The 11,146-nt window shown below is 50.1% G+C and carries 9 protein-coding genes; 6 read left to right on the plus strand and 3 right to left on the minus strand.

The features are described from left to right. Nucleotides 1-105: 105 nt before the first annotated feature. The 6 genes from SH248x_RS08190 to SH248x_RS08215 all read left to right on the plus strand — a co-directional run bounded on the left by SH248x_RS08190 (nt 106) and on the right by SH248x_RS08215 (nt 7,040). Nucleotides 106-1,227 (plus strand): glycosyltransferase family protein, encoded by a 1,122-nt coding sequence (locus SH248x_RS08190; protein WP_459558043.1) that lies wholly within the window; start codon nt 106-108, stop codon nt 1,225-1,227. Continuing rightward, nucleotides 1,217-2,533 (plus strand): polysaccharide biosynthesis protein, encoded by a 1,317-nt coding sequence (locus tag SH248x_RS08195; protein ID WP_459558044.1) that lies wholly within the window; start codon nt 1,217-1,219, stop codon nt 2,531-2,533. Before SH248x_RS08190 ends, SH248x_RS08195 begins: the two co-directional genes overlap by 11 nt. 236 nt (nt 2,534-2,769) lie before the next feature. After that, complete coding sequence (locus SH248x_RS08200) at nt 2,770-3,087, plus strand: acyltransferase (RefSeq protein ID WP_459558045.1); 318 nt, start codon at nt 2,770-2,772, stop codon at nt 3,085-3,087. 98 nt (nt 3,088-3,185) lie between these two features. After that, entirely contained in the window at nt 3,186-4,577 is a 1,392-nt protein-coding gene (locus SH248x_RS08205) for a hypothetical protein (protein WP_459558046.1), read from the plus strand. Nucleotide 4,578: 1 nt separating this feature from the next. Further along, a complete protein-coding gene (locus tag SH248x_RS08210) occupies nt 4,579-5,724 on the plus strand; it encodes an acyltransferase family protein (protein ID WP_459558047.1) in 1,146 nt (381 codons plus the stop codon). Between the two features lie 62 nt (nt 5,725-5,786). Beyond that, the gene (locus SH248x_RS08215) at nt 5,787-7,040 is read left to right on the plus strand and encodes a glycosyltransferase family 4 protein (RefSeq protein WP_459558048.1); all 1,254 of its coding nucleotides are present in this window, start codon (nt 5,787-5,789) and stop codon (nt 7,038-7,040) included. A gap of 258 nt (nt 7,041-7,298) precedes the next feature. On the opposite strand, the gene SH248x_RS08220 is transcribed toward SH248x_RS08215, so the two are convergent. The 3 genes from SH248x_RS08220 to SH248x_RS08230 form a co-directional block, all read right to left on the minus strand. Beyond that, nucleotides 7,299-8,561 carry a Rossmann-fold NAD(P)-binding domain-containing protein gene (locus tag SH248x_RS08220; RefSeq protein ID WP_459558049.1) on the minus strand — a complete coding sequence of 421 codons (1,263 nt, stop codon included), beginning with the start codon at nt 8,559-8,561 and terminating at the stop codon, nt 7,299-7,301. A 279-nt stretch (nt 8,562-8,840) separates the two neighbouring features. After that, entirely contained in the window at nt 8,841-9,596 is a 756-nt protein-coding gene (locus tag SH248x_RS08225) for an inositol monophosphatase family protein (protein ID WP_459558050.1), read from the minus strand. A 250-nt stretch (nt 9,597-9,846) separates the two neighbouring features. Then, entirely contained in the window at nt 9,847-11,139 is a 1,293-nt protein-coding gene (locus SH248x_RS08230; protein ID WP_459558051.1) for a DUF1501 domain-containing protein, read from the minus strand. Nucleotides 11,140-11,146 lie beyond the last annotated feature (7 nt).

Consider the following 11,146-nt stretch of genomic DNA (forward strand, 5'->3'; position numbering starts at 1 on the left):
CTAATGTTGGAATAAATCACTTGTCTTGCGCATTTTGAATTGACTCGCGTCGTGACACCTTTTTAGGATCAGTGGCGGTCACGATGACTCAAAGGCAAAATGCTTATGGCTTCCGACGGTACTTCTTTCTCGCCTCCTCTTGTTAGTCCTGCTTCTGCCTCCAAGACGGCAAAAGTGGCTGCCAATGATGTTTTGATGATTGTCTGGGCACGCCAGCAACGTCGAGCATCGAACATGTGCGAGACTCTTGGATTTCAACTCCGTTTCGTCAACGGAATTCAGTTCAAAAGTAGTCATCGCATCCTCAATCTAGCCGCAAAAGTCTTCGAGTACTTTTGCAAGTTCTTTGAAACAATCGGGGTGATCATTCTTCGACGTCCCGTCGTTTGCATTGCCCAAAATCCTCCTTTTCTAACAATCATTGCATCTTATCTGGGGATGCTTCTGTGCTTACGCCGCCCTCGCATCATTGCCGATTGCCACAATGTTGTGTTCAGGGAACCATGGCTCGATGCACCAGGCGCGAAGGCATCCTTAAAACTCGTTGATAACTTTCTGGTACATAATCACGACATCTACGCACAACTGGAAGGACTCGCGTTTCCAATTCCTAAGGCGATTGTCCTGGAAACTCGCCCCACAGTTGTCAAGCCCACAATCTCGCCAGAATTTCATTCCCCAGTTCTCAAAGAATCACTCTCGTCCGGTCGCCTTTCTCTGTTAGTTCCTTTGGCCTGGAAGCCAGATGAACCACTGGAAGAAATTGTCGCCATGGGGACGTTGCTGCCAGAGTTTGACATTCTCCTAACTGGCGAAAAAGGATCTCGTTCACCTCTCCGTTCAACAGCCCCCTCCAACGTGAAGTTCACGGGATTTCTAAGTAAGCAGGATTACGACAACGTCCTTCAACATGCCACAATTATTGTCGGACTGACAACTGTTGAAGGCATTCAAATGAGTGTGGCCAATGAGGCCGTCGGGGCAGGACGTCCAATGGTTCTGTCCGGTACAAACACAACCCGTCGCTTATTTCATAAGGGTGCAGTCTACGTCGAATCACATACCGCTGCAGGTATTTCAGCGGCAGTACAGGCTGCCTCTCCCATACGGGATCAGCTAAGAAAAGAAAGTCTCGAACTGCGACAAGAGCGTTTCCAGCGCTGGAGTGAACAAGCACAAGCGTTTCAAATGAAATGTGGAATTGCAGGGACCTCCAATGTCGATTGATACAACGTCGCCTGCAGCAAGGATGACAAGCAGAGTTACTCGTCTCGTTTTCAGCAATAAAGCGATCAGCATGCTGCTGACGCTGACTGGAGCCGCGTCCGTTGTGCTCGCGACCATTCTTGCGCGCCGAAGTTATTCTCCGGAAGATTTAGGCCTATTTGCAGCCGTCATTACAATCATACAAATGGTGTGGTCGTTTGGCTGCATGGGATTCAATCAAGGCATTTTAAGGCTGATTGACACTCGATCGAAGCGTCTGGAGATTCCCGATGATCTGGCAACCATCAGCAACATGGGAGTTCTTCTTTCAACACTTCCTATCGCATGGGGAATGTCATCATACTTTCTCCCTGAACATTTCTGGCTGCTGATTCCGCTGGTTCTCTCAATTCAGCTTTCAATGATGGCTTCATCATATTTGAGAGCGTGGGAGTATTTTGTTGCCTCCCAGACAATCATGCAGCTCTGGCGTTATTGCACACTGGCATACGTTCTTTTTTCGATGCTGCCAGTGAATGCAACGCCTGAATCACAGACTTTTACACTGAGCATTCCCTGGCTGGTTATGTTTTTGACTCTTCCCAGCCTCGTGGGCTCGATCGTTCTCTTTCTCTTGTACCGCCAATCAACGACACCCATCTCCGAGCGGAAAATGTCAACGGCAAGCTTCTTGTCACTGACCGGTGGCTTTTTTGGTTCTTTATTTGCCATCGCTCTCATGCGCAATTTCGATCGAATCGCTGCAATCGCCTACTTCGATCTCGAAACCGTCGGAAATCTGTTTTTTGTTGCTTCACTCGTGTGCTACCCGTTTTTTCTGATTGCAGGTCAAGTAACATTCTTTCGCATGCCTCATTATCGTCGTCATCTCACAAAAGCAGCACTCCTGAAAGATCTTTACCGATGTGCTGCCTGTTCCATCGCCGGGGTCGTCCTGATCGTGCTTGCGACAATGGCTTCGAATCATTTCCTGCAGACCTATCATCCGAAGTTTGTTTTGCCAATCAACCTGGTGCTCATTTACGGCCTCGTTGGTGGGCTCAGCTTACTCTACTCAATTTACTCGTCTGCCTTTGGAGCAATTGGATCAGCAAACGCCATCTGGAGAGCAAATGTTATCAATCTATCCCTGGTGGGCTTGTATCTTGGTCTGTTAGCGATTTTACCCGTCAACCTGACCGTGATGTTGATAACCCTGGTAATGCTTTGGATCTCTCGCCTGGTCATCTTCCATGTAGAAGTCTTCAAAGCGGTTAATAGTCATGCAAATCACGCTGCAATAAATACACCTATCCAGAGCATATAGGGCAGGCCCGACCCAGAATGAAATCATTATACGTCGAGTTGATGTACTGGATTGCATGGATACTGCGTTGTATCCCAGGCGAAATTGGCATTTGGCTACGATCAAAGCTGACACCATGCAAAAAAAAGCGGGGAATCCGGATTAAGGAAGGGGTGGTCATCGAGCGACCCTCTCTTCTTACCTTAGGCGAGAATGTTGAGATTAATCGAAATTGCAACATTAACGCGGGCGGAAAAGTGTCCATCGGCGACAACACCTTGATCGGGCCTAATGTCCTGATCTACTCCCAGAATCACCGCTTCCGTGGGGAAGGACTGATCTCCTCTCAAGGTTACGACAGAAAGCCCGTCTCGATTGGCTCAAACGTCTGGATCGCGGCGAATGTCCTCATCATGCCCGGGGTGAACATCGGAGATAATGCCGTCATCGCCGCCGGAAGTATCGTTACCAAAGACGTCCCTGGTAACCATTTACTCCACGGAGACCGTGCAAAGCACTTGAAAGACCTCATGGCTCCCGCTCCAGTACTTGAAACAAGCCTGGCAACACACTAAAGCATCCAACCTACACAGCCACCCGAGACTTGAATTGCTCCGCAACGCGGATAACAGAGTCGTCAGGCAACCAATCATCTTTCCGAGCAATGTTCTCTATGCAACGCGCACACCACCAATCCAGCCTGATGCAGTCACTTGACTCCAGCAAGACTCAAGTCTCGCTGACCATCTTGCTCAGTATTGCAACAGCCAGTTGCTGGCTGGCCACAATGCTGGTGAATTCTGTCGTGATCAAATGTGTTCTTTCCAGTATCGCATTCGCCTGTTTCATCGGCTTCATACTACTATCGCTCCCTTACAACATATTTTCATTGTTGGTCAAACCACCTTACGCAGCCCTCTTATTCTTGATGAGTTACTCCTTTATCGGCCTTCTGCCGTTATCGCAGTACCGTGACTATCTAGATCGTGAGTACTGGCTAATTAATATCTGTCTGGCAATTTCAGGGTTTGTATGCGGAATACTCCTTGGAAAAATCCGCTTACCCGGCTTACAAAATAACCCGTTTCGAATCATCTCAGCCGAACAATTCACTCTCCTGCTCAAAGCGAATGTCTTTCTTTCAATCGGCGTGGCCGGCTTGTTACTTGCCCGGTTTGGACCAAGTATTTTCAGCCCTGAAGCTCGCTTCGGCGTGAGTGCTATCGAAAACATTGTTATCGAATCTCAGCTGTTTGCATGGGCCTACCTGGCGAATGCCGGTAAACCACGTTCAAAGTTCACACTGCTAGTGTTACCAATCAGCGCCCTGAGTGTCCTCGTCGCCGGCTATAGAAACTTCTTCGTCTTTTTGCTCGCCATTGCGATCTGGGGCAAGATGCTCATGGGGCTTTGCACATCGACCAACTATCCGTTTCGTACAATGACCACCGCTGGGATCACCGGCATTCTCATGTTTCTCGGACTTGTCTTTGTCTACCGCAGTGAGAATGGAACAGGTCTGGATGTCGCAGGAAGCATATCGGAACATAAACTCGTCGCTTCGGAGTACATCACCCCGCTTGTCCCTCTTCACCTTTACGCACGTGAAGGCCTGGGAGTCGCTCAGGTTGCTTGTGAACGAAGAGGACAGATTTACGACTTCTTCAATCCACCTCGTGCTTTCTTTCAAGACCTTTACACCATTCTGCCTAACCAGTCTTTGACATTCGGACAAATCCTCGGTCGTGTGGTGAATAATAACGAAACCAGTAGTCTGACCGTTTCTTTAGTCGGCGGGATTACGATAGCCTTTGAACGGCCCTACTTGTTTCCCATCTTTTTGATTTTCGGGGCGCTAATCAGCTTCCTTTGGCGGACTGCGTACACAAATCCGAACTTTGTCACGATCGGAAACAGCGTTCTATTTACTGTCTATTTCATTGGACTGGCAGTCAAAGGGTATCCCAAGATTGCTTACGCTGCCATGATTTTTTACATGCTGGCTGTCATGCTCTTCGTTCGTCATCCAACTCAGCCAGCTTACAGCGATACGTGGGAGGAATAATATGAAAGATTCTATCCAGCCAATCAGTCCAAACGCAAAGTTCGGTTATATCCCGTGCTTCGATGGATTGCGGTGCATTGCTGTTCTACTTGTCTATATTGCACACCTGCACCTGACGAATCTCATTCCGGGTGGTTTCGGTGTCACTGTCTTCTTCTTAATCAGCGGCACACTGATTACTCGCCTGCTTCTGGCTGAAAAAGCAAAGATAGGAAGAATTGACCTCGGCGCATTTTACATGCGTCGGTTTATTCGCCTCATGCCAGCATTTGTTGTCATGGTTTTCATCACAACATTGTTCTATCAGGCATGGGGACGAACGATCCCATTCTCTGAATACACTTCGGCCTTGCTTTATTACAAGAACTACTACCGTTATGCCTCTGCATTGCTCAATGACGGCTATCCGCAAAGCTATTGGGGAATCACCTGGTCTTTGTCGATTGAAGAGCACTTCTACTTGCTCTACCCAGCTGCCTTGATTTTCCTGGGAGTTCACTCGCGAAAAGCAATGTATGCCATGCTCGTACTGACGGCAGTCCCGCTTTTCCTTCGCATCATCTACTGGGATCTTGTTCCATACCCCGAAGTTTATAACTACTTCGCGACGGAGGCTCGACTTGATTCAATTTTGACCGGATGCTGCATCGCCCTTCTCGCAGAGCACGTTCCTATGCCTGTTCTAAAAAAGGCGATTGGCGCTCCCTGGATGTTCTGGGGGGCAACTGCAGGAATCGTCGCCACACTTGCGTATCGTGATCCATTCTTTCAAGAGTGCATACGTTACACACTTGAGCAATTATGCGTAGCAATTGTCATCTTCCAGCTGATCTACACCAGTAATCATCGCTGGGTCGCCCAGATTCTCGAATACCCATCCTTGAAGTTCATTGGGCGTATCAGTTACTCCATCTATCTCTGGCACATGTTCTGTATTGAAATCGCCAAACGGAACTTTGAAGTCGGCTCTCCTTCGTTTGTGCTCCTGGCGACGGTACTAACCATTGTAACGTCTTGCATGTCGTACTTCCTGGTCGAAATGCCACTTGTGAATCTGAGACGAAAGTTTGGATCACATGCGTCCAAGGAAGTTGCCGTCATCACACCAGAACCTGTCGAAAATTCATCCACTGTTTCGCAAAGCTAGTGGATGCCCCTCCGCGCTCATCTCAATTTTTTTGAGCGAATTTTAGAAGAACTGGATCTACCTTGAAACACATACTCATCTTAGTTGAAAACCTGCCAGTCCCGCGCGATCGTCGCGTCTGGATGGAAGCAACCACATTAAGAGACGCAGGCTTTAAAGTCAGCGTCATCTCTCCTTGTCCCGATGATGACAAGGAGAATCCAAACCGTATCATCGATGGCATTGCTGTCTATCGTTACCCACCTCCGCCAGCCACACAGTCAAAGCTCAGCTTCATCTATGAGTTCTGGTACTGCCTGCGCCAGACCCAGAAACTCGTCAGCCAGATCTGGAAGAAAGATCGCTTTGACGCCATACAGACATGCAATCCCCCTGACACGTTTTGGTGGATTGGTCGCAAATACAAAAAGCATGGCGTTAAATTCGTTTTTGACCATCACGATCTCTGCCCGGAACTGTATGAATCCAAGTATGCCCGACAGGATCTCCTGCATCGCGGCCTGATGTGGATGGAGAAGAAGCAGTTCGAGACAGCTGATGCCGTCATCGCGACCAATGAGAGCTATCGACAAGTCGCGCTGGGGCGTGGCGGGAAGAAGCCAGAAGACGTCGCGATCGTTCGCAGCGCTCCGAGAAAGTCGAAGTTCGTTCGAGTCCCTCCTGATGAATCCTTGAAAAAGGGATTCAAATACCTCGGCGTTTACGTCGGCGTCATGGGTGTCCAGGATGGAGTCGACTACGCACTCCGAGCAATCAAGTCGGCTGTCGATAAAGGCATGAACGATACGTATTTCATCTTTGTTGGACAAGGTGACGCGAAGAACGATCTGATCAAGATGGTCAGCGACCTTCATCTCAACAAATATGTCGAGTTCACCGGATACGTTCCAGATCTGCAGCTTCAACAGATCCTTTGCACCGGAGACGTGGCACTCGCTCCAGATCCGAAAGATCCTTTGAACAACTACTGCACGATGAACAAAGTCGTCGAATATCAGGCGATGGGTTTACCGATCGTCAGCTTTGATTTGAAAGAATCAATTATCAGCGCTGGAGATGCCGCTGTCTTCGTCAGTGACAACAACGAAGAAGCGTTTGGCGACGCCATTCGTACCTTACTTGCCGATGAAGAAAAGAGGAAAGAAATGTCCCTCTTAGGCCGCCAACGCTTTGAATCGGAATTGAATTGGGAGAAAAGCGAACCAATTTTGATCAACTTCTACCGACGTTTACTTGAACCAGGCTTTGTTCCAGCGACTCAGCCCACAGCAGTCAATAGTCAGGAAACCGCCAAGGCTCAACACGCGTCTATCTAGTCCAGACAGATAACGACATCATCCTATCCAAAAGGCTCGCCGCATTTTTTTGCGGCGAGCCTTTTTCGTTTTGTCACACAAATGAAACGGTTCAAATCAAATCTGGAGAACTCGATTCCTCTACAAAGACTGCGCAACCCAACGCCGTCCAAACTGCTCAAAGTAAAACAGTGCTCCCTGACCTGAAGTTCGCAAATGACCATAAAAAAAGGCGAGACAAAGTAAATTGTCTCGCCTCATGATGATCACATCTTTTGACTATGGGATCGTATTGACGTTGACGACAGATCCAACATTCATGAATGGTGTCGGACCACTTCCGCGGACATCAACAAGTCGATCGTACTTGTTGGATTTCACGATCTCTTCACTGACGATCAATTCCGACAGTCCCGGAAGATGCGAGAACGCATAGCTCAGGTTCTGACCGACGAAGTTCTCGGGTTTGACAAATGGATCGTAAATCTGCAGCTTGAAGCCGTTGTTGAGCAGCGAAGCAGCCAGATCCAGATAAGGACTCTCGCGAAGATCGTCGCTATTGGCCTTGAAGGACACGCCGTTCATCAGGATGCTCGCGCCAGGCTGCAGACCTTCGATCGAATAATGGTAGGTGAACTGCTTGTGAGCCGCATTCGTTCGATTCAGTGAGTCAACCAGGAAGGTATAAGCATCCGATTGATTCGACAGGTAAGTCAGGGCACGAACATCTTTCGGCAGGCAAGAACCACCGAACGCCGAGCCAGGACGAGTGTAGTAAGGCGAGATATTCAGCTTGGTGTCTGCAATGAAGATCTTATGAACCTCACGAGCACTGATTCCCTGCTTATAGCAGATACGGCCGATTTCGTTCGCAAACGCGATCTTGACCGCATGGAAGCTGTTATCGACGAGCTTGGTAATCTCTGCTTCTTTGTATTTGACGTTGAAGCGTGGAGCATCCAGTTTTTCGTAAAGGGCATCCATGTTCGCACTGGGATTGCCATCTTTCGTTCCCACGACAATACGCGGAGGCGAGAAGTAATCCGCAATCGCGGTCGATTCACGCAGAAACTCAGGATTGTAAACGAGTTCGATCGGACCCAGGTTTTTGCCCAGATGTGTTTCAAAAATCGGCTTGATCAGCTTATCGATCGTGCCCGGCTGAACGGTACTTCGGAATGCCACTGTCAGAACTTTGCTGCGTTCTTTCTTGACACTGATCGCGATCTGACGAGAGACTTCCGCGATGTAACCCATGTTGTGCGCACCATCCGCTGCACTCGGAGTTCCAACGCAGATCATGGCGATATCGCAATCTTCCAGCAGATTTCCAATCGCAGTCGCAACCTTAAAGCGTCCCTGCTTGATACCTTCGCTCAGGAGCTCCTGAAGACCAGGCTCGAAAATCGGACAAAGACCTTTATTGAGATCATCAACCTTGGACTGGCTGACGTCGATTCCGACAACCGTCCGACCTTCTTTTAAGAGACATGCTGCGCCTGTTAAACCAACGTACCCGAGACCTAAGATCGCGACCTTCATGGACGACTCCGATTAAAAACAAAGAAAGAGCCGACAAGTTTCCAGCCGGAAATGTAAGCCTTGTTCAGCCAATTTAACTAACGACGTTAGTCAAGCGGATATGGAGAGCAAATACCAGACAAAGTAAGCCACCCAAAATAATTTTCTGGCGAGAAAACGCCTTTGCATCAACGCATATTGATCACCAATCCAAATTCAGCCGTTCATCACAAATCACAACGAGATTCTTGCATGCAACAGCTCTCAAGTGACGATATTTTGATGCAAAAAATCAACGTCTCAGCCTGCCAGTTGAGACGCCGCAATTGACCCATTTGTCGCAATGACACGACTCTTCAACTGCCCGCTCCAGGGCCCATATTGAACACTTCCTCCCGCTGCCGCGATGATCGCCAGCCCCGCCGCGACATCCCACAGCCAGATATCTTCTTCGCAATAAGCATCAACAAGCCCTGCTGAAATATACGCTAAGCAAAGCGCAGCTGAGCCCAGCAGTCGCACCTTCTTAAACTTCTGCACGCTCTTCACAAACCGAACCAGATCCTCTTGGTCGTAAGAACGCCCCGTCGGAAAGCCCGTACACAACACCGCCTGCCCAGGATCGGAAATCTCTGCCGTCCTGACGGGACTCCCATTCAACGTCGCCCCTTCACCAACCAGCCCAGCAAATGTCTGATTCGTCACCGGCTCATAAATGACCCCCAGCAACGGCTTGCCATCTTCCCACAATCCAATCGAGACACAGAACAACGGCAGCCCGCGAGTAAAGTTCACCGTCCCGTCCAGAGGATCAACGATCCACATCCGCCCCTTCTCGATGATCTTCGTATCCGCTCGTGACTCTTCCGACAACGAAGGGATCCCCGTTGTATCCAGAAACGAAAAGATCGCCTTCTCCGACGCCAGATCTGCTTCCGACTTCAGATCTTTTCCCTGACTGGCCAGCACAGAAAAGCTCGATCGCTTCTCAATGATAACACGCCCCGCCGCGTGCGCAGCCTCGATAGCAAGTTTGAGAAGTTCCTGATTCGACATGACGCGACATCCTTGTCCGTGAGCAAAAGTAGATCAGCAAGAATTCTAGCGCGTCCTTCCAGCAAGTGTCAACGACGGTTCCTCCAGACCTCTCCCTCCGTCCTTTCTCCCTTGAGGGGAGCCGCCTTCTGTTCCTTCTCCCTTGAGGGGAGAAGGTGCCCGAAGGGCGGATGAGGGTGAGCTCTAGGCATGTGTTCGCTCCCATTGCCTCTATCAACCTACAGCCAGATCTCCCGCTGGCTCACTTCCCCTACCCAAACAAACTCCCCACCACTTTACCCTCATCCGTAATCGGCACCGGTCGCGACGCATCATAAAGCACCGCTGTCGGATCGACTCCCAGCGTCGCATGCACCGTCGCATGGAAGTCCGCAACCGGGACAGGCTTCTCAACAATCTTCTTCGCCTTCTCGTCGGTCACTCCATACGCTCCGACATGCTTCAATCCGCCACCAGCCAGCACCATGCTAAACGCGGATCCCTGGTGACCACGACCTCCCCCTCCATCAAACTCTGGTGGACGGCCAAACTCAGTCGCAATCACGATCAAGGTGCGGTCGAAGAGTTTCTTCTCTTCAAGATCTGCAACTAACGCCGAGAAGGCCGTATCGAGTTCCTGAATGAGCAGGTGCTGATTGACCTGGCCTTCGTTGTGTGTGTCCCAGCCGGTCCCATTCAGGAAATTCAAGTTGTGGGAAACTTCAATGAATCGAACTCCACGCTCGATCAATCGTCGTGACAGCAAACATCGCTGCCCAAACTCTCCCCCGTATTCATTTCGCAGCGATGCGGGCTCCTTCTCCAGATCAAAGGCAGACATAAACTGCGGTCCCGAAAGTCGCTGACTCTCCGCAACAACCTGATCATAATTGGCAATCGCGGCCGAGCCGCCTGCCTGCTTCCGCATCGTATTCAGCATCTGCTGACGACGTTCCAGACGTTCGTGAGTGACATCATCAGGATGCGTAAACCCAGCCGGTCCCGACTTCGTATCCAAAAGATAAATCGGATTGTATTTCGCCCCCAGGAACCCAGGTCCGCGCGACGCCGAGGGATAACCCATCAACACATAACCCGGCACCCCATCTCCCGCCGCTCCGCGTTGATGCGAGACAATCGACCCGATACTCGGGTAGATGATATTCCCGCTCGTCGGACGCCCCGTATGAACTCGATTCGTCGCTGCCGCATGCTCATCAATCTCGGGATGATTGACTGTTCGCACAACGGTCAAACGGTCTGCAACATTCGCCGTCTTCTTCAGATGCTCGCAAAACTCGACTCCCTGCACAGCCGTGGGAATCGAGGGGTAATACGCCCCTGCCTTCCGCTCCTTGGCATCACCGACAGCTTTCGGATCGAACGTGTCGATCTGCGCCATCCCGCCCCCCAGCCAGATCATGATGCAGTGATCTGCTTTCCCCAGCGGAACCTTCTCGACTCCGGAGGCGCGCAGCCCCGTCGCAGTCCCGCCAATCATCGCGGCTGCAGTCGCAGCCAGCGAACCTTTGAGAAAATCGCGACGTTCAATGGAATTAATCATGAGATCT

Source organism: Lacunimicrobium album (genome assembly GCF_052161635.1).
Taxonomy (GTDB): Bacteria; Planctomycetota; Planctomycetia; order Planctomycetales; family Planctomycetaceae; genus SXPC01.